The following is a 23974-nucleotide window of genomic DNA, read 5'->3' on the forward strand; positions in this document are numbered from 1 at the left end:
ATGTCGGTGCCCGTCCCTAACCTCGTGCGCATGAGAAGCAGCGATGAGGTGCCGACCGCAAACATCGTTCCCACCTCCGCGGCACTCACCCAGATGCTGAACGAAAAACCGGCCTGCTGGCGGTTTGCGGCCTTCGCGTCGGTGTTGTTTCAACGGTGGGCCGCCGTCGAGGAGCGTCGGGTCAGAGTGGTGCTCGGATGCCGTGCGGACCCGAGCCAGCGGCTTGGCACCCACCGCCAGGTCGCACTGGTCGTCCTCGAATACCTTCGGGCAGGCGATAACCTCGTCAAGGAAGTCGACGTCTTCATGCGAGCTCCGACGTTCATGGGAGTCTTCGGCGACCCATCCGACGAGAGCACCGCCGACGCCGACGGCATCGTGCGCGTAGCACATCGGCTCATGGACTTCTACGAGCGGCTGCTCGAACTCGCCGAGCAGTGCCGAGACTGTTCCGTCCCGACCCGATACGCCGAACTGCTTCGCGAATGCGCACAGCTAATGAACGTGCCGCTCCGGGATTTCGGCGACTTCATCGACGGCGTGTTGGTGCGCTTCGAGGAACTCCGAGCCAACGTGGCCCGTGGCCTCGACGACGTTTGGCTGGAACCCGTACCGCTCCGCACCACCACCGACGATCACCTGATCTGGTCGATATTGGACCGACTGAACGAAATCGACTGACCGTCAGATACAGGGCGGGTCAACCCCGAGCCCGTGACCGCCGATCGGCGGACAAACCTCGACCCCCGGCGTCCAGGCGGGTACCCCGTAGTCGCGGGACACCCCGGGAGGCGGCTCGGGCAGCGGCGCGTGCGGATCGACGACACAACCGTAATACGTGGTCTCAGAGCATGGTTCGGCGGAGGCGGTGCTGCCGTAGGCCATGGCGCTCACGGCCAATCCGGCGGCCAGCACCCCCAGGACGAACACGTTGCCGCGCAACAGCACACTCACCCACGTCCTCCTTCGACGAACTCCGGCGAGTGTAGGCCTACGCGCTGGGTGTTCGAGCTATCGCCGCTCGGGCCGATGAGCCTCCACGGCAGCCGCGCCACGTTCGTCGCCGTCGGATCGCAACCCCGCGATGACGCCGTCGATGTCAGCCTCGGGTCGGTTCTGGCTGAGTTTGAACTTGGCGTCGATTCGCCGTATCGCCAGCTCGACGCCAACGATCGCACGCAGCTGTCCCGCGATGAAGCGCTCAGGGGCATCGTCGACCGACCAAGGAACCGGCCGGCGCCGCTCGTGGTGATCGGTCAGCCGCCGGACCAGGTCGGCAAGCCAGTCGGTGTCGTCGTGGATCGTCACGGTGCCGTGAACGTGCACGACCGCGTAGTTCCAGGTCGGAACCACTCGCCCGTGCTCCGCCTTGGAGGCGTACCACGTCGGCGTGATGTAAGAGTCCGGGCCACGCGCGATCACCAGGGCCTCCGCGCCCTGGATGTGACGCCAATGATCGTTGTTGCGCGCGAAATGGCCTTGCAGCACGCCGCGGTCGCGGTCGTACAGGAAGGGCAGCATCGTGGCCTGCAGACCGTCCGGACCTGCGGTGATCAGATCCGCGGCGCCGTGCTGAGCCAGCATTTCGTGCACGGCCTCGTCGTCGGGCGCAAAGTGGGTGGGGATGTACATCAAAACAATCGTCCTTCCCTGCGCTGAGTCGCATTCCACCGCCGTCGCGCCGTGGTGACACAGCACACCCAGGTGCGCGTTCGGGTTTGTCCCTCCATGAAACTGTGCCATTGTTTTGGATTCGTCGCGTTTGAGCTCCAGACCTTGGCTCTGCCTGACCAAGCCGAAGGAGGCCCAACCATGGGTGGACGACATCGCCGACCAGACGAGCCCGACAAGCCCGACTGGGAACAGGCCGCCGCCGCGCACCTGCAGCACCCCCGGGCAGTCGGCGTCTGCAGTTGCCACTGCAACCCCTGCGGTGGCGGCGAGCACTGCCACCACGGCGACACGGGCTGCAACGTCGGGTAGCCGCTACTCGTCTCAACGGCCGGCGGTAGCGGAGGCGGGCGGTTGCGTGAACCGGAAGCTAGCCCTTGATCCCCTCGACGAAGTATCCGCGGGCAACGTCGGGGACCTCGAGCGGCACGGCCGGACCGGGCCAGCGGCCCCATCGATTGCCGACTTCTGCGACGTCGGTCACCGACGCGGACCAACCCAGCCGCTCTACGAGTTCGGCAGGCCGGTCGGTTCCGAAGGTCCACGGTGCGCCGAGGTCGGCCATGTAGGTCAGCACGGGGCTCAGGTAGCTCGCACCGAGCAGCAGCCTTCCGACTACGTCGTAGCACACCGTCGAACCCGATGACGACAGCGCATCGATGCGCTCGAACAACAGGTTCACGGCCTCGGCGTCGAGGTACTGAAGCAACCCCTCGATCAGCCATACGGTTCGCGAGTCAGCCGAAAAGCCTTCGGCAAGAAGATGTGTCGGCCAGTCGTCGGCCAGGTCTACGCCGATCGGAACTCGTCTGCAGGACGTGGCCCGTCCTGCGAGCACGTGCTCCTTCGCTGCGATCACGTTCGTTTGGTCGACTTCGTACACCGTGGTACCCGGCCGCCAGGAAAGGCGATGGGCGCGCGCGTCCCGCCCGGCCGCCACGATGACGAACTGCGTCGCCGGGGTGGCTTGTGCTCGCATCAGGGCGTCGTCCCAGAACCTCGTGCGGATCTCGATGATGTCCGGAGCGGCCGAACCCGTTGCCGTGAGGTAATCGCCAAGGAGGCGTTGCCCTTCCGGACCCGCGAGTTCGTCGGCGAACGGATCGGTGAAGAGCGCGTCCTCCCGGCGAGTCTCGGCGGCTCGCATCGCCGCCACCAAGAGCCCTGTCGACGCTACTGCGTGTTTCGTGGTGTTCATGGACTCAGCATGCCGAGCGCGGCAGGGCCGGGATTGGATATTTTTACCCGGCGATCGGAACATGGCTGGGCAACCGGATTCGCCGTTGCGCGTACTGCGACGGCGTCATCGCGGTGAACGACCGGAATTCGCGGACGAAGTGGGCCTGGTCGAAATAGCCAACATCTGCCGCGATTTCAGCGCCGCGAGCATCGCCGGCCCGCAGGCGACGCAACGCAGCCTGAAATCGCCGGACCCGCGCATAGGCCTTCGGCGTCAACCCGACCTCGGTGCGGAAGCGCGCGATCAGTCGTTTCGGTGACAGGCCGGTGAGCGCACCGACATCGGCGATCCTGAGTTCCGGTGAGCGCTCGACCGCGTCCAACGCCGTCGCGACGTCGGCGTACCGCGCCGACGGTCGCGCACGTGCCACCAGGAACTGCTCGAGCAGCGCGAATCGCCCTGCCGCACCTGGCGTCTCGATCAATTGCTCGTGAAGCCGCCGCCCGTCGGCTCCCCATACCTCGTCGACACCGAGGAAGTCACTTTCCAAGTCCTGCAACGGCATCGGCAAAAATGGTGCGGCGCCGCCTGGCAGGAAATGGATGGCAAGCGTGGTTGCGTGCGGGTCGACGTCGCATACGTAGGAGCTGACGTGAGGGCCCATGACGACTGCCGGAGGCACGGGAAGCGGGGTGTGACCATCAGCGGCGTAGACCTCGAGACGCTGCCGTGGGCTGAGGTCGAAGATCACGGTCGCGGCCCCTCGCGGCAGGGCGCGGTCTCGCAGCGGCCGGCCTGGTCCGTCCGAATGCCCGAAGTACTCGACGTGCGCAGCCAGCGGCCGGCCTGGACGGTGGAGTCGAGGAACGACCATGTGTGCAGCTTAGCCGTGTGAAGGCGGTGCCTGCGCGGGCTCGGTGTCCAGAACCGAACGGTCGAAGATCCACATCTTCGCGAAGTACACGCCGCCTGCGAGGACCAGGCCGACGACGATCAGGTTGGGCACCAACGCATCGCCAGGCGTCACGAGGACGAACAGCGCGAACGCAATCCATATCAGCGCGGCGATCGCCACCGGCAGTTCGAATCGTCCGAGGCTGAATCCACCCTCCTTGTGTTCCAGTCGTTTCCGCACGGCGAGGTACAGGATCACGGTCGAGCCATAGATGATGGCGGGCAGAATCGTCGATCCGATGATGAGCTGCAGCAGGGCCGCTCCTGGCAGCGCCAGCATCAGTACGGCGCCTACCACCAGGATCAAAATCGTTGCGGGCACTGGTGTCTGGGTGCGTGGGTTGACTCGCCGCATCAGTGCGTGCGCGGGGAAACGTGAATCGCGCGCCATCGCGAAGACCTGACGCGAGCACGCAGTCATCACGACCATCCCTGCGCCGAACATTGCGAAGGAGATGCCGGTGAGCAGCAGCCGCTCCGGCACCGGACCCAGCTGATCGCGGATGATCGATGCGACCGGCGAGCCGCTGGCGGTGATGCCGGGAATGTCCCTGATCGCAACGGTGAGCGTAATCAGGAAGATCAGCCCAAGCACTCCGGCTGCCACGACCGAGGACACGATCGCGCGCGGCACGCTGCGGAATGGATCCTTGGCCTCCTCAGCAAGATTCGCCGCGGAGTCGAATCCGACGAGCGTGGTCAGGCCCATCACCATCCCGGCCATCAACCCACCGCCGATGGCAAGGTAACTGGGATCGCCTGCGGTGACTCCGCGCGAAGTCAGATTCCCGACGGTTCCACTGTCCCTAACCATCAAGGCGATCACTAGCGCGATCACCAGCACGACGACGATCACGAGTTCGATCCCGACCGCAGCCGACGTCATCCACCCGAGCAGGCGCGTCGAGGCGATCACGAGCACCGCCTGAACGAGCAACACGACTACCGTGATCAGCCGCGCTGAGTGCTCGCTTTCCTGCATGCCAAGCAACGGCATGAGCGCTTGGCTCGCCAACGCGTTGTCGAGTGCCACCAAGCCGATCGCCAGGTATCAGAAGGTCAGCCACCCGAACAGCCAGCCGATCTTTGGACTGGCCAACAGCGAGGCCCACTGGTAGGACGACCCGCTCAGCGCGATCCGGGCAGCAAACTGCGCTACCACCAGCGCCACCAAGGTCTGCCCTATCGCTGCGAGCACCCACAGCCAAACCCCCACGGGCCCCGCACTCAGCAGGAGTTCGTCGTACGTGGCGAAGATGCCGACCGCCACTGAGATGAACGCGAACGAGACCGCGAACACCTGAAAGGAGCCGAGCGTTCGTTTCAGCTCCGGCTCGTGGCCAGCGACCCGAGCGTCCTCATCCGCGGGCTGTGCGGGCACCATGCTGTCTGCTGCCATGTGCAGCCCTTTCGTTGCGAGGTGTGCGAACCATAGACCCCACCCACGACAGCCGAGCAGCAAATCATCGAATCCGACAATAATCGTCGCGCCGTTCGCAGCTTGTCGAAGGTCAGCGCGGAATTTGACCCTGCTCCGAATGCCGGGGCATCCGCGACCAGCCAACCGTCAGCACGATCGCCTCTACGGCGGATGAATCTGCTTGACGCTGCCATCCGCGTTGACTTCCATGAAGCCGGTACCGGGCGCGGTGGAATGAATCGCCAATTCGAGGCCGCCGCCCTCTGCCCCTTCGATGATCATGTAGGCCGACGTGCCTTCAGGCGCACCCATCGGTTGGGCCGAACCCGCCAGGGTCGCCGTCACGGCGGCCACGTTGATGGCGCTGAGATCGGCGAGAATGTCGAACGGAGTGGTCGACAGCGCGGGGGCCCAAGACTTCCAGTCGCCGTCGCGGTACATGTAGCTCTGCTTGACGTGACTGTTCTTGGCGTCGGCACGATCGGTGATCGCGTAATCGGGGTAGACGACCAGCCGGTAGCCCATCGTGTCCCCGAACTTGGTTCGCATGCTGTCCAGCAGGCCGGTCAGCCCGTCGGAGGTCTGAATTTGGGTCGGCCCCTGCGGGGCGGAGGCCGTCGGAGCCGTGGCGGACGAACTGCCCGGCGCAGACGAAATGGTCACCGACGCACGCGAACTCGAGCTCGGTGCGGACGGGCGGCCTTGGGGGCTAGTGGTCGCGGTGTCGCCTTGCCTACCTAGCACGACGACCGCGGCGATGACGACGACAACGACGACGGCCAGTAGCGCGGCCGGGATCAAGATGGCCGGACCCTGCCACCACGGGCGCCCGGGCTGCGGTGGTTGGGCGTCCATCATCGGCATCGGGATCGGAGGCCACGGCGCGAGTTCGTCAGCCCCGCGGCCTTGCGTGGCAATGCGGGTCGACGGCGCATTCGGAGACGTACCCGGATACGAGAACGGCGGGTGCGCAGGCCAATTCGGCGCAGAGGGTGCCCAGTTCATTGGTGGAGGGGGCTGGTCGTGTGGGCTCGGCGCGCCGAGCGCGGCGCGGGCCGCAGCTGCCAGCTCCTTGGTCGAGGCGTAGCGGTCAGCGGGGCTCTTGGCCATGCCGGTCGCGACGACCTGGTCCATCTGTGGCGACACCCCGGGCACCATGGTCGATGGACGCGGTGGCGGCAAGGTGAGATGCCCGGTGATCTGGCGTTCGGCACTGTCGCCGGGGAATGGCTGGGTCCCCGTCAGACACTCGCACAAGACGCACGTCAGGGCGTAAACGTCAGCGCGAGTGCCGACCTGGTCGGTGGTGAATCGCTCGGGCGCCATGTACGCCAACGTGCCGATCGTCGTACCCGTGCTTGTCAGCTTGGTAGCGTCGGCCGCTCGCGCAATGCCGAAGTCGATGAGGTAGGCGAAGTCGTCCTCGGTGACCAGGATGTTGGACGGCTTGACGTCGCGGTGCACCAACCCAACGCGGTGGGCTGCATTGAGGGCAGCGGCGATCTGTTCGGTGATCACGACGGCCCGTGAAGGCGCGAGCGGGCCGTTGACGAGCAGCTCGTCGATTGTCTTGCCGTCGATCAGCCGCATCGTCACGTAGAGCCGGCCGTCGATCTCGCCGAAGTCGTGGATCGGGACGACGTGAGGCTCGTCCAGCCCGGCGGCCATCTGTGCCTCGCGCCGGAACCGCACCTGGTACTGCTCGTCGTCGGCGAGGTTTGCGGGTAGCACCTTCAACGCGACCACCCGGTTCATGGAGGTGTCGTAGGCCTTCCACACTTCGCCCATGCCGCCGCGGCCCAGCAGCGATACCAGCCGATACCGGCCGAACGGTGTCCCCTCCACCGGCTAACCATAAGAGGCACTCGCGTTGCCTGCCAGCAGATTGGGTCTGCGCCACACGGGACGTCGACGCATAGGCTCTGATAATGCGCCGCAACCGGATAGTCGCCGTTCGGCGAACCGATCTGCTGTTGCTCACCGCGTGCGTCTTCGCACTCGTCGGTTGTTCGGAGTCACCGCCTCCGCGAATCACTCCCCCGGCGGCCGCCCCCGGGCCGTCCCACGTGACTGTGTTGGACGATCCGACGGTCGCCGCCCCAGGGAATGCTCCCACCGGTGCGCAGCCCCAGCTGGCATCGGACCCAGCACAATTGGCCGACGACCTCGTCGCCGACGAGCACGCTGTGCGCGACCCCTCGACGGCGGGGCCGGCGTTGGTGACGGCAGCGCGCCGGCAGCAGGCCGCCTACCGTTCTATCGGGCACCACCCCGAGTGGGATGCGATCACCCGACCTCGCATCCCGCAAGACCTTCTCGAGGCCTACGACCGCAATGTCGACGCCCGTCGGCAGCTCACCGCGATGGCACACCGCAAGGACACGTTGCCCGCTTGGCGCATCGACGCTCCGGCCCCGGCCGAGGAACTGCTGGGTTACTACCGCGAGGCCGAGTCGGCGACCGGGGTCGGATGGAACTACCTGGCCGCGATCAACCTGATCGAGACTCGCTTCGGGAGCGTCAACGGGGTGAGCACCGCGGGAGCGCAAGGCCCCATGCAGTTCCTGCCGTCGACGTTCGCCGGCTACGCCGAGGGTGGCGACATCCACTCGCCGCACGACAGCATCATGGCCGCCGGCCGCTACCTGGCCGCGAACGGCTTCGTCGACGATCATGACCACGCGATCTACCGGTACAACAACGCCAACGAATACGTGCAAGCGGTCAACGACTACGCGGCGATACTCGCGGCCGATCCCGCCGCGTTCGCCGGCTATTACCGGTGGGATGTCTACTACTACACGACCGCCGGTGACGTCCTGCTGCCGATCGGTTACGTCGCGGCGTCGCCGATACCCGTCGCCGACTATTTGGCTTCTCACCCTCAGTAGCTACCGTGGTCGATGTGTCACGGATGCGCCCCGTCGCAATACTCGCTTGCGTGGTCTGTGGGTGCGCCGCGTTTGGGCTGGCTTTCGTGACTTGGATGGACTTGTCCATGAACGGCTTTCCCGACGGGCACGTCACCGACTACGGGAAAGCGATCGACACGCCGCTCACAATTCTCGCGTGGGTGGAGACAGGTTTCGGGTTCCTGTTTCTGGTGCTCGCGTTCCTGCAGAACGGCACGCGAGCGCGCACTTTCGGAACGCTCGTCGCCGTGCTTACGTTCGTCCTCATCGCAATCGGCGCGAAGTTCGGCGTCCCTTGGTATTTCGGGACGCATCTCGGTCTCGACAACGGATTCGGCGGATAGCCGTCGCTGTCAGGACTCGCCCGATGAGTCCTTGTCCGCCTTCGCGGGTTTGGCCTTGGGCGCCAGGTTCTTCGCAATGGACTTCAGCGCCGACTGGATCGACTTGACCGGATTGCCGTTGCCGGCCTTCGTGTTCGGCTTGGTCACGCTGTTCGAAACCGTTGAGACGGTATTCCGCGGCTTCGGCGGATTCAGCTTCGGCAACTCAAGTTTCGGCACGTCGAGCTTGGGCAGGTCCAACTTTGGCGCCTTGAGCTTCGGCGTGTTGAGTTCGGCTGGGGTTGAAATCGGCGCCCGGCGGGCGTCGGCGATTGTCGGGGTGCTCTGACCCAAGCCGGCTTGGACGCCCTGCCCGGTCGCCTCGGCAAACCCGGTCGCGACCGTCACCGGATTGAGGTTTGGCACCAGGCCGGCCGGGGTTGGAGTGCTGTAATCGGCTCTGTCATAACCGAGTTCGACGAGGTAGCGCAGTGGAGGGTCGAGCGCGTCCAGCACGGGCTTGGGCACGATACCGTTGAACGGCATCAGGATTGGCAGCTGATCGGTTTTGATCAGGTAGTACGTGGTGTCGCCGTGCACCTGGTAGTACATGGTGTTGCCGTGAGTGGTGTCGACACCGTCGAGCGCATCGGAGCCAAGGTCCTGGGTGCTGCCGTGCAGATAGTAGATACCCGCAATCGCGTTGGCGTCGGCCAGCACATTGAGCGGATAGGCCGGAAAGTCCGACCACCCGTCGTACTGGCGGGAGATGTCGACCGTCTTACCGCTGGTATCCGTCGGGTTGGGGTTGACGGGCGTCGCGCCGTTGAACGAAATATCGAGGATCGGCACGTTCAGCCCGTTGAAGCGTTCGAGCAAACCGCCGTTGGGCCGATTGGGATTCTCGACGAGCACGTAGTCGACGCCGCTGTCCGGATGAGCGCGCTTGTACTCCGTCGCAACGACGGCACCCTGCGAGTACCCGATGATGGTGTCCCCTGAGCCTGGCTGATCGGCCGTCAGTGCCGCCAAGCCCGCGGCCACTGAGTCGTTCCACTTCGGGTCACTCAGGCCACCAGTGGAGAACGGCCAGATGGAGGCCGGATAAGGCACCTCCTGGTACTCCCCTTCGGTGTGGGGTTGACCTGCCGCTGTGGAAATTGCTAGCGCAAAGTCTTCGGACTGCGCGGGAGTGCGGACGGTGCCGATCTTCGTGCCGGGTAGGTAGTACACCTCCGCCATTAGCTGCGGGCTGGCCGCGATCGTCGGTGTCAGACCCACGACTGCCGCGCCCGCCGCAGCGACCACCCCCACCGCACCGGCCATTGGCGCTGCCTTCTTGACCTGTACAGCACGATGCCTGCCACCGGATTTCCCCACCGATACTCCCCTTCAGGATTTGCACGTCCCGATCCGCGGCGAATACTACGGCACGAGTTTGCTATCTGCGTGGTGGTTCGTTCATCGCGCCCGCTCGCCGGGCCGACGTACGGGAATGCCCTTTGCTTAGCCTGTCGCGGCCGGCCCGCCAACCAAGCAGGTGTACGGGCCGACCGTTGAGTTGGCGCGCCGCGGCTAGCACTCGCCATCGAGGGCTTCGAGCACCCCTCCGGTGCACCCGGTCCCCTTTCTCTGGTCGCAGCCCGGGGCGGGCCACGGATACAGGTAAGGGCCCGCACCACGCGCATCGGGGACAGTTTTTTGCGGACTTTTTTCGTCGGGTGCTAATGGGCGAGCGCGGCCACATACCTGTCGGAGTCGGTCACATCAGCCTGGGGTGGGAACACCTTCTCCAGCAACAGCCGATTGATCTCGGGGTCCGGGTCGGTCACGCAGTCCGATAGCACGATGACTCGGTAGTCGAGATCAGCGGCGACCCGCACCGTCGACAACACCACGCCGCTGGTCGCGATGCCGGCCAACACCAGTGTGTTGATATTTCTCGCGCGCAGCACCTGTTCGAGTGAGTCCGTGCTGAACGCGCCGATCCTGTGCTTGACGATCACGTGTTCGGTCCCGACCGGCGCGATGCGTGGATCGAGTTGGGTGTCGGGGTCACCTCGGATCATCTTTCCGCTTCCCACCGCTGGGGCGAATTCCTTGTTGTTTGGCGACACATCGGGGTAGCCGGGCGCGAACTCCGTCATCACGAAGCCGACCATGACCCCTGCGTTGCGGCTGGCCCGCTCCGCTGCCGCGATCCGCGCCGCCAACGCGTTCCCCGCAGAGCCGGTCTGCGACGTCAAGCCTCGTTGCATGTCCATCACCAACAGCGCGGTATGAGCCGGATCGACCGCCTGGAGCCGGGACGGACCGGTGGTGTTCGTGACCGTAGCAGCCGGATTCGGGGCGGGCGCCGTGCGAGCGCATGCGGCAACAGTCAGAACAATCAGCAGATTGATCAGGACCAGTCGCGACGCAGTCTTCGCCGATGCCATGGTGATCACCTCATTCTCTCCGTCACCGACGGTCTCGGGTGCATCGCGACAGCCGTCACCACCGCGGTGATTGACAATCTAGATTGCGCAATCTAGATTGTCAATCATGAGTGGTGAGCCGGATATCGATGCGTTGGCTGCGGTTGTGTACCAGGCGTTCTCGCTTATTTCGCGGCGCGCCAAGCAAATGCAGACTTCAGGTGAATTGACTTTGCCGGAACGGGTAGCGCTGGCAAGGTTGGACCGAGGTGGTCCGTCCTCAGCGGCGGACATGTCGCGGGTCGAGCAGATCAGCCCGCAGGCGATGAGGGTCACGCTCGGGTCCCTGGAGTCGCAGGGCTTGGTGCAGCGGGAGCTCGATCCGACAGACGGCAGGCGGCAGGTGATGTCGTTGACCCCCGCAGGCGTCGAGCACGTGCGGCACGACCGCGACGCGCGTGCCCGACGATTCGCCACGGTCCTCGCCGAGGAGTTCAGCACCGCCGAGTTGCGGACCCTGACTCAGGCGGCGCCGCTGATCGAACGGTTGGGTGCGCGTTTCTGATGCGAGCCACTGAAACGCGTCGCGGCGCCGAACCGGCCACCGCCTTCGGCTGGCGGTTCAGTGCGCCGCTGTTCGTGAGCGCGACCCTAAACCCCATCAACAGCTCGCTCATGGCGACCGCAATCGTGCCGATCGCTGCCGCGGTTGGTGTTTCGGTCGGGCGTACCGCAGTGCTCATCTCGGCGCTCTACCTGGCGACGGCGATTGCCCAACCGACTGCGGGCAAGTTGGCCGAAGTCTTCGGGGCGCGTCGGATCCTCCTGACGGGGATTGCGGGCGTGGTCCTCGGCGGTCTCATCGGCGGCGTCGGTACTAGCCTGGCCGTGCTCGTGGTCGCGCGGGTGCTGATCGGTGTCGGAACCTCGTGCGCCTATCCCTCGGCAATGCTGCTCATCCGCCGTCGCGCCACCGAGGCTGGTCTGGAAGCGCCACCTGGACGCATCCTGGGCGGTTTGGTGATCGCCGGGACGGTGACCGCGGCGGCGGGGTTGCCCATCGGTGGTGCACTCGTCGACGCGTGGGGTTGGCGGACCACCTTCTTGATCAACATTCCGGTCGCCGTGGTGGCCCTGGTCTTGACGCTGGCGTGGGTACCCGCCGACCCAAAGGCGGTAGAAAACAGGATGTTTCGGCGCACGCTATCCGAACTCGACGTGGTCGGCATCGTCGGTTTCGGCGGCGCACTGGCCGCCCTGCTGGTGTTCTTGCTGTCATTGCCGCACCCGGCGTGGATCGTGTTGGTCCTCGCGGTCGGGCTTGGGGTCGGCCTGATGTGGTGGGAATTGCACGCCCGCACTCCCTTCATCGATGTGCGCATGCTGATCACCCATGCCGCGCTGATCCGCACCTACGTGCGCTTCGCCGTGACAACGATGTGCATGTACACCGTGCTCTATGGCGTGACTCAATGGTTGCAGGCCGGACAGGGCCTTTCCGCCAGGACCGCGGGTTTGCTCCTGCTGCCGATGACCGGGTTGGCCGCACTCATCGCGCAACCCGTTGCCACCCGCAACCTGGTGCGCGCGCCGCTGATCGCCGCTGGAGTCTCGTGCCTGGTCGGATCGATCGGGGTGCTGCTGATTCACTCCGGCACCCCGGTTGTCTGGATCGTGGGCGTCACCCTCGTCTTCGGGATCACGCTCGGCACCACGGCGACGGCGAACCAGACCGCGCTGTACAACCAAGTTCCGGCCGAGCAGATCGCCACGGCGTCGGGCCTACTGAGATCGTGCGGCTACCTCGGGTCGATCGCGTCATCGGCGGTGATCTCGCTGGTGTTCCACACCTCGGTCGACGATCACGGCCTGCACGTGATCGGTTGGATCCTGGTCGGCGTCAGCGCAATCGGTGTGATCGCTCTGGCTCTCGACCCGATCGTCGCGCCGCAGCGCCTACTGCGGCGCCGCAGGACTTCGCGTGCTGGGCACACCGCACCTACGCACGACATCGCCGAACCCCAGGATCCGTGTGCCAGTACTGAAACGATGAGGAGACAGAGTTAATCATCGACGTATTCACTGAGCCATACAGCGATCCCGCGGCCTTCATGGAGCGGTATACCGAGATGGGCGTCGATGTGGTCAATCTCGGCGTGTTCCCCGGCATCGCGGATCCAGTCGGATAGGTTGCCCTGCCCGGCGATGCGATCATGTGACCACGCTCGTCAATTTGCCACGGCGGCCGTCGTCCGACGGATAACGTAAGCGTCCGGGTCACGACGCCGCATGCTGTGCACCCAGTGACTCGAACGAATGGTCGGCTGAAAGGCACTCGCGTGCAACAGACCTCAACATCCACCACGCCACATCTCGGGCGTTCGCTAGGACTGTGGGCGATCGTCGGCCTCGGCCTCGGCTACATGACCCCGATGACCGTGTTCGACACGTTCGGCATCGTGTCGGACGAGACGGACGCCGTCGTCCCGCTCGCCTACATCGTGGCCTTGGTCGCCATGGTGTTCACCGCGATCAGCTACGGCCGGATGACGCGCGTCTTTCCCTCTGCAGGATCGGCGTACACCTACGCCTCGGAGGTCATCCACCCCAACATCGGATTCCTCGTCGGCTGGTCGTCGCTGCTCGACTATCTGCTACTACCGATGGTCAACGCCGTCATCGGCCGGATCTACTTCGAGTCGTTCTTCCCCGACGCCCCGTCGTGGATATTCGTCCTCATCTACGTCGCCATCGTCACCGCACTCAACGCCTGGAGCATCAAGGGCACGTCGAACATCAACGGCGTACTCGTCGTCTTCCAGGTTGTGCTCATCGGCGTGTTCATCGTGCTCGCCTACAACTCGATACGCAACGGCCTGGGCCAGGGCACCATATTCACGCTCGAACCGCTGTATCACGCGGGCGTCGACATGGGCGCCGTCATCGCCGGTGCCACGGTGGTGTGCTTCTCGTTCATCGGCTTCGACGCGATCACGATGTACAGCGAGGAGGCGAAGACGCCGAGCACGGTGCCGAAGGCCATCGTCCTCGCGTTGCTGATCGGCGGCGCCATCTTCTTCCTCGGCGCATGGTTCGCCCAGGCCGCCTTCCCCACACTCGACGGCTTCGAGGTCACCGACGACACACTGCCCGAACTCGCGCTGAAGGTGGGCGGCGAGTTCTTCAAGATTCTGTTCGTGTCAGCCGCCCTCGCCGCCATGTTCGCGTCGAGCCTGTCCTCGCACGCGAGCGTCTCTCGCATGATCTACGTCATGGCCCGCAATGGCACGGGCCGGATTCCGCGGTACTTGTCCTACATCCACCCGAAGTTCCTGACGCCGCTGCACGCCGTGCTCATCGTCGGCGCGGTGTCCCTGCTCGCCTTCAAGTTCACGCTCGAATTCGTCTCGGCGATGATCAACTTCGGCGCCCTCATCGCGTTCACCGTCGTCAACCTGACCGTGCTTCTCTACTACGCCGTCCGCTTGAAGAAGCGAAAGACGCCCAAGGAGATCCTCACCAACATCGTGCTGCCGGTAATCGGCATGATTCTGACGGCGATCTTGTGGATCAACCTGCACTTCGACGCCCTGCTCTACGGCGCGATCTGGTTCGTCGTCGGGCTGATACTGCTCGTCTATGTCACGCGCGGGTTGCGCAAGCCGCTGACGATGAAGATCGAAGAGGAGACCCTCGCCGAGGAGGGCACGCCCATCCCCCACGTCGAGCACGGCAAGGCAGGTGAGTCCAAGTGAAGCTGGTCGTCGGCTATCTCGCCACGCCGGGTGGTTCGGACGCCGTTGCACTCGGCGTTCGGCTCGCCAGAACTCTCGGCGCGGAGCTGGAACTGCGGTTGGTCCTTGCCCCAGATGACGTGACCACCCCTCGGGTGACGTCCGGCAAGTTTCACGATGTGCTCGCCGAGCAGGGTTCGGAGTGGCTCGACGAGGCGATGCGCCTGGTGCCCGACGACGTCACCGCTCAAGGGGGGGTCCTCGTCGACGATTCGGTCGCCGGCGCACTCAGTGCGGAAGCACTTCGGCTCGAGGCCGAGGCCATCGTGGTCGGTGGGTCAGGCGGCGGGCTCATCGGAAGCTTGTCGCTCGGCTCGCTCGTCGACGACCTGCTGCATTTCGCGCCGGTTCCGGTCGCAGTTGCTCCGCGAGGCACCCGAGATTCCGACGTGGAACGCGTCCGAACCGTCACGTGCGCCATCGGTGACCGCCCGGGCGCGGCCCGGCTGCTCGACACCGCGGTGCGGGCGAGCAAGGCGACTGGGGCGCCACTCCGGTTGGTTTCGCTCGTCGCGCTCGACAAGCACGGTGAACAGGGTGTCGCGGCGGCCCGCGAACATGCCTACGCCACACTCGAATCCGTGAAGGCGGCACTTCCCGAAGGTTCTGAAGTCACGGCCGTCGTCGCCGACGGCGCCACGGTTGAAGAAGCCGTGGAAGGGCTCGACTGGGAGGACGGCGATCTCCTGATGCTCGGCTCCAGCCGACTCGCGCCGCCCCGCCGCCTCTTCATCGGCTCTACTGCCGCCAGGATCCTCCGATTCCTGGAAATCCCGATCGTCGTGACTCCGGGCGAGGAGGAGTAGTCGCACGTCCGGCGACTCTGGTCGCGGCCCTGACGGACGCTTCCTGTGCGTCCTTTTGCAAGGGCTGTGAGTTGATGAGAATTCCGCCGGGAATGTGGCGCCCATGGCGGATCTGCGTAGAGTTTAGTTGTGCTTATTAGTCGTGGTAGGCGTGCAGATCGGCTGGCACCAACAGGCACCAAAACATCCGAAATCGCGGAGTCCGGGGCGATGCGACCACGGCCATCCGGCCGTCGTTGAGGAGGTCGGCATGACGACGCTCAGCCCCCCGCCCGTCCACGAGAATGTTCTGCAGTCGGCCGAGCCCACGTCGCGGTGGCGCAGGCTCGTGCCTCGGACGCGCAAGGGCAAGACGGCCGTTGCCGGCGGATTGGTCGTGTTACTCGTCGCGGGCTTAGTTGGCGCAACGTACGAGACCTCACCCGGAGGCACCCTGTGGGGTGTCGAGAAGGCAGTGTTTCCCGAGCACGCGCAAGACGTTGCCCTGACCGCCGTCGTCAACGATCTGAAGAACGCACAGGATGTCCTCGGCAGCGGACAGCAGCCCACACCCGATCAGCTGACCGACGCCCGCACGTCGCTCAATCAGGCCAAACAGGACTTGGACTACCTGTCACCATCAACTGAGCGGACAAGTCTGCAAAACCTCTATTTGCAACTGACACAACAACTTCTGCAGTACACGCCCGATTCGGTGCAACAACTGCCCGCCCTGCCCGCACCACAGGCCGCCGATCCGGGCAACCGGCCGCAGCCGCCCGACGACGTCGCAGACACTAGCGCGACTGCGCCAACCTGGGGATACGCGGATCCGTCCGACGACGTCGGCTCACCGCCGCCCGATGTTCCGGCCGACCCTGCGGCCGACTGGCCGCAGCCCTACGATCCTCCGCTCACACCGAACCTCGACGACCTGGGTTACTACGACCCGTCGTGGGGACAGCTCTACGGCTACGACCCAACCGACTGGTACAACTACGATCTCAGCGGCTACAACCAGTACGGATTCGACTTCCTGGGATTCAATCGGTGGGGGTACGACCGCTGGGGCTACGACCGGTGGGGCTATGACCACTGGGGTTACAACTGGGCGGGTTGCAACTGGGCGGGCTACGACCGCAACGGCTGGGACCGCGACGGCCGCAACGACTGGGGCCAACGCCGCGACCACCCCGGTGACCCACGCAATCAGGACTGGTATAACCGCCACCACCCATACGAGCAGTACTACCAGTGGAAGTTCCAGAACAACGACCCGGTGTACCACCGCACGCAGTGGGACCAGACCCACGGATTCCACCCGAACCTGTACCAAAACTGGAACATGAACCGGGATTGGCACAATCCGCGCAACCGCGACTGGGCACCGCTGGCCGGCACCCAGTCAGTCACCACCGTCAACCTCCACGCCTCGTCGCCGGTGGTAAGCCTGAATGCCTCACTGGCGCAGTTCATCTCCAACGACAACACGACAAGCGCCTCCGGGCCACTGATCAAGGACCTCGCGCACAAATCCGCCCGTGACTTCACCAAGGAGCTCGCCCCGCGGACCAGCGCCCCCGTCTGGTCGCCGCTGCCACCGTCGGCGCTTGGGCCGCGACCCGCCAACACGCGCACAGACAACCACCAAAAGTCTTTTGCGCCACCGGCATTGACGGCACCCGCACCGACTACGCCGCCGTCGAAGGTGTCACCCGGGTTTACCGCACCCAAGCTTTCACCGGTGCCCGCCTACACACCGCCCACGGTCGCCCACTCGCGGGGAAAGCCGGAGCAGATTCCGGGCAACAATGCGCCGGGAAGTGGTCCCAATCCTTCGTCGGGGCAGATTGCGGTCCCGCCGAGGGCCGGCTCGCCGGACCCTGCGGTGGCGCCGCCAGCCGCACCGAAGCCAGTGACCCCACCCAACCCTGAGGCGGCTCCTCCGCGCGACGACTCCGCGCCTCACCAAGACAATCCCGTCCCTCAGGCGCCGGCATCGGAACCGCGAACGCGCCCAGCACCGCCGATTCAGCAAGAGCCACCGCAGCAGCGGCCCGCACCTGAAGCACCGGCGGAGCGCGCTCCCGATCCGAAGCCCCAGGCTCCCGCTCCTGAGGCCCCGGTTCGGCAGGCGCCCGCCCGGCATGCGCCGCCTGCCCAGGCACCCGCGCGGCAGGCGCCCGTCCGACAGGCACCGCCCGCACACCAGGCTCCAGCGCCACGACCTGCTCCAGCGCCACGTCAGGCGCCCGCACCAAGGGCACCTAAGTGCCCACTACCGATGTGTTGAACTCCGGCGTAAGGGCCCATCTCGTGGGATCGGCGCGCCCCGCCACGCCTAAGTAACTCCGCGCCGAAACGCTCCAGATTGCAGTAGCGCGCTACCGAGCTCGTCCCATCGCCCGCGAGCGACGATTCCGGAAGCACGTCACTGATGATTGGGGACCGCATGACCGATTCGGCCACGGCCAATCCGTGCGAAATGTCGATCCCGATCACGTTGTCTCCGCCCTCGGTGCGCTCCCCCAAGCTTGTGCAGGGCATTCGATTCGCCTTCTTCCGTCGCAAGGCGATGCTGAATTGGATCAGTCGGCACGGACACGTCTTCGAGATCGATGTCCCCTTCTTTGGCCGATCCGTGGTGGTCTCCGACCCGGCGCTGGTGAAGACGGTGTGTACCGCGACTGCCGAGCAGCTGGTCAACGTGCAGCCTAACCTCAGCAATTGGTTCGGGCCTGGATCGATGTTCGGGCTCGATGACAGTCGACATCGCGATCGGCGCCGGCTACTCGCGCCGCCATTTCACGGGCAGAGCCTCAAGAACTACGAGCAGACCATCGTCGACGAGACACTGCGTGAAAGTGCGAGTTGGCCTGAGCACGAGGAGTTCCGGATCCTCGAACCGATGAGTCGGATCACCTTGAACGTGATGCTGCAGGTCCTCTTCGGCCCCAACGGGGCCGAGCTTGAGGAACTACGCGCGCTCATCCCGCCCTACATGAAACTCGGGCAGGTCTTGGCATTCGTACCTTCGCCACCATTCCGAACCGGACGCCACAGCCCGTGGGGCAGGCTTGACGAATTGCGCCAGGCGTTCGACCGCGTCGTGCGTACGTTGATCGAAAAGGCCTATGCCGAACCAAATCTCGATGAGCGGACCGACGTCTTGGCCTGCATGCTGCGCAGCAGGCGCGCCGACGGAACCGGCATGCTGCGCCAGGACATCCATGACGAACTGTTGACACTCACCTGCGCGGGCCACGAAACCACAGCGACCGCACTGGCTTGGGCGTTTGAGCGGCTGCGACGCCACCCGGACGTGCTAGCCGAACTGGTCCGAGAGGTCGACGAGGGCGGCGGCGACTTCCGTCGGGCCACGATCTTCGAGGTGCTTCGAGTACGCACCGTCATCGACGTGATCGGCCGCCGGGTCAGGGCGCCCCATTTCGATCTCGACGAATGGCGGATTCCGCAGCATCGCACGGTGCTCGTACGCGTTACCGATCTGCACGAGAATCCGGAAATATTAGCTCACCCCGAACGATTCGATCCGAATCGCTTCCGGGGCACCGGACCGGCAGCACCGGCATGGCTGGCGTTCGGTGGCGGAACGCGGCGTTGCCTCGGCGGCGACTTCGCGATCGCCGAAATGGACATCGTGCTGCGGACGGTGCTGCAGAACTTCCGGATCCAGACCGATGCCACCGCCGACGAAAAGTCGCATTTCCGAGGAGTCGCCCACACCCCGAAACTCGGCGGCCGCGTAGTGCTGAATCGCCGAACGTAGCCTGCCATGTCGACCCAGATGATCAGTCCGTCGCATGCACGAAAGCTCGAAATCCGGTGCAACGTCGGCGACGCCATGGTGGCGAACTTGGCGGTCCACATCGTCTTCTTCTTCGAGCGGAAGCTCGACACGAGCGCGCTCGCCCGTGCACTCGCGGACGCGCTCACCACTTTTCCGATATTCGCGGGGCGAGCGGTCCTCGCCGGCGGCTCGATGCGAATCCGTTGCGAGGGAGGGGGTGTGCCCTTCACGTCGGTGTCGTCGGATCGCACGCTCGACGATGCGATCCTTTCGGCGTCGGACGACACTGGGCTGTGGCTCATCGACGCGGTGAACGGCGCCACGGCCCGATGGGGATGGGGGCCGCTGTGCAAGGTACGGCTCACGCATCTTGCCGACGACGCAACCGCAATCGGCTTCTCTTGGCACCACGTGATCGGCGACATGCAGACGGCGATGCACTTCATGAACGCATGGGCCGCCGCCGCTGCGGACAAGCCAGTCGCTGAGCCATTGATCGTCGAAGACCGCGCTGCCTACCTCGACGAGCACCTCCCTGCCGACGGCGCTCGGGAACCCGGGGTGCGCTGCCTCGGAATCGCCGAACTTGCCCGCAGCGCGCTGTACCTGGCAAAGGATGCGCGGAGGCAGCGCACCCTCAGCCTGTACTTCGGTGACGACGAAATCGCCCGGATGCGCGAGTCCTTCGGTAGTCCGATGCGCTTGTCGGCGAATGACGTTGTGTGCGCTCATGTTTCCGAAGCACTCATGAACGCGGACCCCTCGGGTGATCGTCGCACGCTGGCGATCGCCGTGAACGCGCGCAACCGTTGTGGCCTCGATCCCATGATTGTCGGCAATGTCATCACCACGCTGAACCTCGAGCTCAGAAGGGGAGCGTCGGCCCGTGCGATTGCCGAATGCATCCGTCACCACGTGGACCACTTCAGCGACGAACACTGCGACATGCGCGTCAACCAACAGTTCCTGGACGCTGGCGGCGCATGGCGGGCCGCTCGCTGCGTATCCACTGCCTTCAATCCTGTCCGGTGGAACGCGCTCGTCTCGAACTGGAGCGGGTTCGGCGTCTATCGCATCCACTTCGAAGGCACCTACCCGTGCTACGTCACGCCATTGATGAAATTGCCCGTTGCTGGACTCGGCGCCCTGATGGACGGAGCGGACGGCCGCGGACTGGTCTTTCTGATGTCATTGCCGCCCAGGGAGTTCGAGGTGATGTCCGGCTCCGCGATCAAGGCACACGTGCACCGGTTCCGGTGTCCGGACGACGACATTCCGCGAGTGCACCGCGAGGTTCACGGCTAGTTGGTTCGCAGCACCTCGACGGTCTCCAGCCGCCGCGCATGAATCACCGGATACACCGCCGCCGCAAGGACGAAGACGAACACGGCTGCCACTCCGGCTCGCAGCGACTCCTGCAACACACCCCACTGGATCTTGATGCCGTAGTACACCGGTGAGCCCAGCGACCAGAGATACGTGAGGCCCATACCCCCGAGCACGGCGACGCTGGCGACGAGCACGCCGAGCAGGACGGCATTGGCGATGATCACGGCCTGTTCTTGCCCGGCAGTTACCCCGATCGCCCGCAATGCGGCTCGCTCACGCTTGCGCTGCATGAGTCCCAGCACGAACACGTTCAACACGCTGATGCCGGCGGCGGCCATCACGATGTACCCCGCGATCGTGAATGGTTCCAGGAATCGCGTGATCCCACTTGTCGCCTCCACACGCCACTGTTCGTTGTCGTACACCGCCAGCCCGGCCCCAAGATTCACGAAGTCGTCACGGTGGGCAGCGGCATCTGTGGGCGAGGAAAAGTCCACGGCGACCTGGTCGCGTACGGCCGCCCAATCGTTGCGTGCCAACCGCTCCGAGACAAGGACGACGTCGCCGACGGCGGTGTCATCGATCATCCGTGGACGAAAGATTCCCGCCACTCGGTAATGCTTGGGGCCTTCGACGGTAGGCAACTCGACGGTGTCGCCGGGTCCGACGCCGAGCCGGCTAGCGGCAATCTCGCTCAGGCCGAGCTCCCCTTCCCCCAAGCCCTTCCAGAAGCTGTCGTGCGCGCCGGTCGGTTCATAGAGGCCTTGGCTGTACCAGTCGCCCGGCGTCACGCCGACGACTAGTCGTGACAAGGTGCCCGACGAGATCGTCGATCGCCACCGCGACGACACGTTCCGCCCGTCAGCGGTACCCGCGACCAAGTCGAACGCGGAGTCGGAAATCCGGCCGTCCCGCTGATCGAGCACCGACTGAGCGGCGATCAGCAAGGCGTCGGGCAGTCGCTCGGCCTTCTGCGCGGCAACCTGGTCGGTGCCGAGCAGTTGCATGCTTTGCGAGCCGATCGCGAAGCTGGTGCCCTCGGCGAGTAGCGCGGCAGAAATGGCGAATAGCAGTGTGTAGCGCCGGAAATCGGCGCCCAGCAGACGCCCGACGGCGGGACGCGCGATCGTCATCAGTTTGATCAACAACGCGGCGCCACGCGGGGCGATCCACACCGTCACCAACACCACCCCACACAACCCCACGGTCATTCCGTTGATGCCCATGCTCAGCGGCAGCGACCCGCGCTCGAAGATCTTCAACAACACGAGAGCGGCGGCCAACAGGACCGTCCCCACGACCAGCGGCCACATCGGAATCCTTCTGGCCCGCTGCATTCCGCCGACACTGGCCATTGACGCCAAGGGCCCTTCGCGAAACAACCTGACGGCAGGTCCGACCATCGCGAGGATTCCGCAGACGATTCCCGCGGCGGCTCCGATCACGATCAAGTCCGGTGTGAAGTGCGCTGCGATGGTGCCGCCGGATCCGGCGAGCATGGATTGCCCGAATCGGTTCACGAGATAGGTCCCAAGTAGGAATCCGCCTGGCACCCCGAGCAGTCCGCCGAACACACCGACAATGGCTCCCTCGCAGAGCATTCCGCCCAACAGCCCGATGGGTTTGGCGCCGATCGCTCCGATGGTCCCCATCACGGCCCGCCGGTCCTCGACGGCCAGCAGGATGGTGTTCACGGCGATGAGGAGCCCGATCAGAACACCCGCCAACGCGGTCAGGTCGAAGCTTTGGGTGGCGTTCTCGAACACGGCCGGCTGGTGTGGCCTGGGCGGGCCCGCTGTTGCGACCCCGGCGATGACGCGGTCGATGTCGGCCTGGATCTTGGCGCCCGGTCTCGGCACGACGAAGGCGGCCGTGGCGTAACTGGGCGAGGAGAGCATGCCTGCGGCGACGTCTACCGAAGGCGCCAACAGCACGTAGCCGCCGTTGATGCCCGCGACGCGGTCGAAATCGGGGAACGTCCAACCCAGGTGTGCCGCACCCGGAGGCAGGCCGGGGATGCCCAACTCGTCGCCGAGATGGAGACCGAGCCGATCGGCGATGGCTACCGGAACCTGCAGTGGCACACCGGGACCGGCTGCAGGCTTCTCGTCGCGGGCACGCTGCTCACAGTTGAACGAGCCGACCAGCAATTCGATCTGGCACGACCCGCCGAGCAGGAAGAAGCCGTGCCTACTACCGGCGACGTCCACCGGCGTCAAGCTGGCGACGATCGGGATGACGGCCGCCGCGCCTGTCACGTCGGAGCGCAGCCGGTCGACCGTTTCGATCGGCAACCGGTCGCTGACGTTCGGGGTGACCTCGACAACCCCTGTGTGGGCAGCATGGGTGAGCGACGGGCCGAATGAGTCAAAGGGGCGGGCGAGCTCCGTCTTGAGGATCAAGGTCCCAAGGACCACCGTCACTCCCAGCGCGACGCCGATCACGCTGAGCAGTGTGCGGCGCCAGTCGGCGATCAACGCCGCGAGGTGGATGCGTCGAAATGACAGCAATCCGGCCCGCAACCCTCGCATCAATGCCCCGCAACGGGCGCGAACGCGTGGCTCGCGGACGCACGACCGTCAACGAGGTGCAACTTGCGGGAGCCGTACTCCGCCGCGGCCTGGTCGTGGGTGACCATGACGACCGCCGCGCCGTCTTCGTCCGACAGCGAACGTAGGAGATCCAGGACCTCGATGGACGAATGACTGTCCAGGTTTCCGGTCGGCTCGTCGGCGAGGACGAGGGACGGCCGGGCCACCAGCGCGCGCGCCACCGCCACCCTTTGCATCTGTCCGCCCGAGAGTTCCGCTGGGCGGTATCGGACCCGATCGCCAAGCCCGACCCGTTGAAGTAGCTCCTCAGCGCGGGCGTCGGCCAATCGGGCAGGGACACCGTCGAGCACCAGCGGGAGCGACACGTTCTCCACTGCGGTCAACATCGGCACCAAGTTGAAGAACTGGAACACGAATCCGAGGTTGCGCCGCCGGAACGCGGCACGCGCACCGACACTCATCGTCCACACGTCCTGCCCATCCACGGCAACGGTGCCACTGTCGGGTGCGTCCAGGCCGCCGGCGATGTGCAGGAGGGTTGACTTGCCGGCTCCCGACGGGCCGGTCACGACGACGAATTCGCCTGCTTCTAAGGTGAAGTCGAAATCGACGAGGACCTGCACCTGCTCGTCTCCCCGCAGGTATGCCTTCCCGACGCCCTTGATCTGCAATGTCGGCTTGACGCTCGAATCGCCCCCCAGGAGTCCCAATTGGTGCCGGTCGCGACGCCTTCCACGACCTGCAGGCCGACTTGTTTTGCCGGCCACCGAAGCGACCGTCGACGTCCGGTTCGAAGTCATCGATCAATCGTCACCCGCGTGGGTTG

The 23974-nt window shown here is 65.3% G+C and carries 20 protein-coding genes and 1 pseudogene; 11 read left to right on the top strand and 10 right to left on the bottom strand.

Annotation, left to right across the window (positions count from 1 at the left end; genetic code table 11):
* Nucleotides 1–30: 30 nt before the first annotated feature.
* A complete protein-coding gene (locus SLQ30_RS11820) occupies nt 31–681 on the top strand; it encodes a hypothetical protein (protein WP_319446448.1) in 651 nt (216 codons plus the stop codon).
* Between the two features lie 3 nt (nt 682–684).
* Here the strand turns inward: SLQ30_RS11820 and SLQ30_RS11825 are convergent, their stop codons facing one another.
* Nucleotides 685–954, bottom strand: coding sequence for a hypothetical protein (locus SLQ30_RS11825; RefSeq protein ID WP_319446449.1), 270 nt, complete (start codon nt 952–954; stop codon nt 685–687).
* A 57-nt stretch (nt 955–1011) separates the two neighbouring features.
* Nucleotides 1012–1632 (bottom strand): FMN-binding negative transcriptional regulator, encoded by a 621-nt coding sequence (locus tag SLQ30_RS11830; RefSeq protein ID WP_319446450.1) that lies wholly within the window; start codon nt 1630–1632, stop codon nt 1012–1014.
* Nucleotides 1633–1812: 180 nt separating this feature from the next.
* On the opposite strand from SLQ30_RS11830, the gene SLQ30_RS11835 reads away from it, so the two are divergent.
* Nucleotides 1813–1983: a hypothetical protein gene (locus SLQ30_RS11835; RefSeq protein ID WP_319446451.1), complete on the top strand. Its 171-nt coding sequence runs from the start codon at nt 1813–1815 to the stop codon at nt 1981–1983.
* A 58-nt stretch (nt 1984–2041) separates the two neighbouring features.
* Here SLQ30_RS11835 and SLQ30_RS11840 read toward each other — a convergent pair whose 3' ends face one another.
* From SLQ30_RS11840 to SLQ30_RS11855, 4 genes and pseudogenes are all read right to left on the bottom strand, one after another.
* Nucleotides 2042–2869 (bottom strand): SAM-dependent methyltransferase, encoded by an 828-nt coding sequence (locus SLQ30_RS11840; RefSeq protein WP_319446452.1) that lies wholly within the window; start codon nt 2867–2869, stop codon nt 2042–2044.
* A 43-nt stretch (nt 2870–2912) separates the two neighbouring features.
* Complete coding sequence (locus SLQ30_RS11845; RefSeq protein WP_319446453.1) at nt 2913–3725, bottom strand: helix-turn-helix transcriptional regulator; 813 nt, start codon at nt 3723–3725, stop codon at nt 2913–2915.
* Between the two features lie 9 nt (nt 3726–3734).
* Nucleotides 3735–5204, bottom strand: a pseudogene (locus SLQ30_RS11850) (APC family permease).
* Nucleotides 5205–5387: 183 nt separating this feature from the next.
* Nucleotides 5388–7013, bottom strand: coding sequence for a serine/threonine-protein kinase (locus SLQ30_RS11855; protein ID WP_413468013.1), 1626 nt, complete (start codon nt 7011–7013; stop codon nt 5388–5390).
* 140 nt (nt 7014–7153) lie between these two features.
* Here SLQ30_RS11855 and SLQ30_RS11860 point away from each other — a divergent pair, with 140 nt between their 5' ends.
* Together SLQ30_RS11860 and SLQ30_RS11865 are read left to right on the top strand one after the other, a co-directional pair.
* Nucleotides 7154–8116, top strand: a complete 963-nt coding sequence (locus SLQ30_RS11860; RefSeq protein WP_319446455.1) for a transglycosylase SLT domain-containing protein — start codon at nt 7154–7156, stop codon at nt 8114–8116.
* A 95-nt stretch (nt 8117–8211) separates the two neighbouring features.
* The gene (locus SLQ30_RS11865; RefSeq protein WP_319446456.1) at nt 8212–8481 is read left to right on the top strand and encodes a hypothetical protein; all 270 of its coding nucleotides are present in this window, start codon (nt 8212–8214) and stop codon (nt 8479–8481) included.
* Nucleotides 8482–8490: 9 nt separating this feature from the next.
* Here SLQ30_RS11865 and SLQ30_RS11870 read toward each other — a convergent pair whose 3' ends face one another.
* Both SLQ30_RS11870 and SLQ30_RS11875 read right to left on the bottom strand, forming a co-directional pair.
* Nucleotides 8491–9786, bottom strand: a complete 1296-nt coding sequence (locus tag SLQ30_RS11870) for a PE-PPE domain-containing protein (RefSeq protein ID WP_319446457.1) — start codon at nt 9784–9786, stop codon at nt 8491–8493.
* A gap of 398 nt (nt 9787–10184) precedes the next feature.
* Nucleotides 10185–10898: a cysteine hydrolase gene (locus SLQ30_RS11875; protein WP_319446458.1), complete on the bottom strand. Its 714-nt coding sequence runs from the start codon at nt 10896–10898 to the stop codon at nt 10185–10187.
* A 106-nt stretch (nt 10899–11004) separates the two neighbouring features.
* On the opposite strand from SLQ30_RS11875, the gene SLQ30_RS11880 reads away from it, so the two are divergent.
* The 7 genes from SLQ30_RS11880 to SLQ30_RS11910 all read left to right on the top strand — a co-directional run bounded on the left by SLQ30_RS11880 (nt 11005) and on the right by SLQ30_RS11910 (nt 20572).
* Complete coding sequence (locus SLQ30_RS11880) at nt 11005–11442, top strand: MarR family winged helix-turn-helix transcriptional regulator (RefSeq protein WP_319446459.1); 438 nt, start codon at nt 11005–11007, stop codon at nt 11440–11442.
* The gene (locus tag SLQ30_RS11885; protein ID WP_319446460.1) at nt 11442–12944 is read left to right on the top strand and encodes an MFS transporter; all 1503 of its coding nucleotides are present in this window, start codon (nt 11442–11444) and stop codon (nt 12942–12944) included. Before SLQ30_RS11880 ends, SLQ30_RS11885 begins: the two co-directional genes overlap by 1 nt.
* 272 nt (nt 12945–13216) lie before the next feature.
* Nucleotides 13217–14632, top strand: coding sequence for an APC family permease (locus SLQ30_RS11890; RefSeq protein ID WP_319446461.1), 1416 nt, complete (start codon nt 13217–13219; stop codon nt 14630–14632).
* On the top strand, nt 14629–15477 hold the full coding sequence (locus SLQ30_RS11895; RefSeq protein ID WP_319446462.1) for a universal stress protein: 849 nt from the start codon (nt 14629–14631) through the stop codon (nt 15475–15477). The genes SLQ30_RS11890 and SLQ30_RS11895 overlap by 4 nt, the downstream gene beginning before the upstream one ends.
* A 250-nt stretch (nt 15478–15727) precedes the next feature.
* Nucleotides 15728–17749 (top strand): hypothetical protein, encoded by a 2022-nt coding sequence (locus SLQ30_RS11900; protein WP_319446463.1) that lies wholly within the window; start codon nt 15728–15730, stop codon nt 17747–17749.
* 159 nt (nt 17750–17908) lie between these two features.
* Nucleotides 17909–19246, top strand: a complete 1338-nt coding sequence (locus tag SLQ30_RS11905) for a cytochrome P450 (protein ID WP_319446464.1) — start codon at nt 17909–17911, stop codon at nt 19244–19246.
* A 6-nt stretch (nt 19247–19252) separates the two neighbouring features.
* Nucleotides 19253–20572, top strand: coding sequence for an acyltransferase (locus tag SLQ30_RS11910; RefSeq protein ID WP_319446465.1), 1320 nt, complete (start codon nt 19253–19255; stop codon nt 20570–20572).
* Here SLQ30_RS11910 and SLQ30_RS11915 read toward each other — a convergent pair.
* The gene (locus tag SLQ30_RS11915; RefSeq protein ID WP_319446466.1) at nt 20569–23127 is read right to left on the bottom strand and encodes an ABC transporter permease; all 2559 of its coding nucleotides are present in this window, start codon (nt 23125–23127) and stop codon (nt 20569–20571) included. The genes SLQ30_RS11910 and SLQ30_RS11915 overlap by 4 nt on opposite strands.
* Nucleotides 23127–23948, bottom strand: coding sequence for an ABC transporter ATP-binding protein (locus tag SLQ30_RS11920; RefSeq protein WP_319446467.1), 822 nt, complete (start codon nt 23946–23948; stop codon nt 23127–23129). Before SLQ30_RS11920 ends, SLQ30_RS11915 begins: the two co-directional genes overlap by 1 nt.
* Between the last annotated feature and the right edge of the window lie 26 nt (nt 23949–23974).

It is taken from the genome of Mycobacterium sp. RTGN4, assembly GCF_033804635.1.
Taxonomy (GTDB): Bacteria; Actinomycetota; Actinomycetes; order Mycobacteriales; family Mycobacteriaceae; genus Mycobacterium.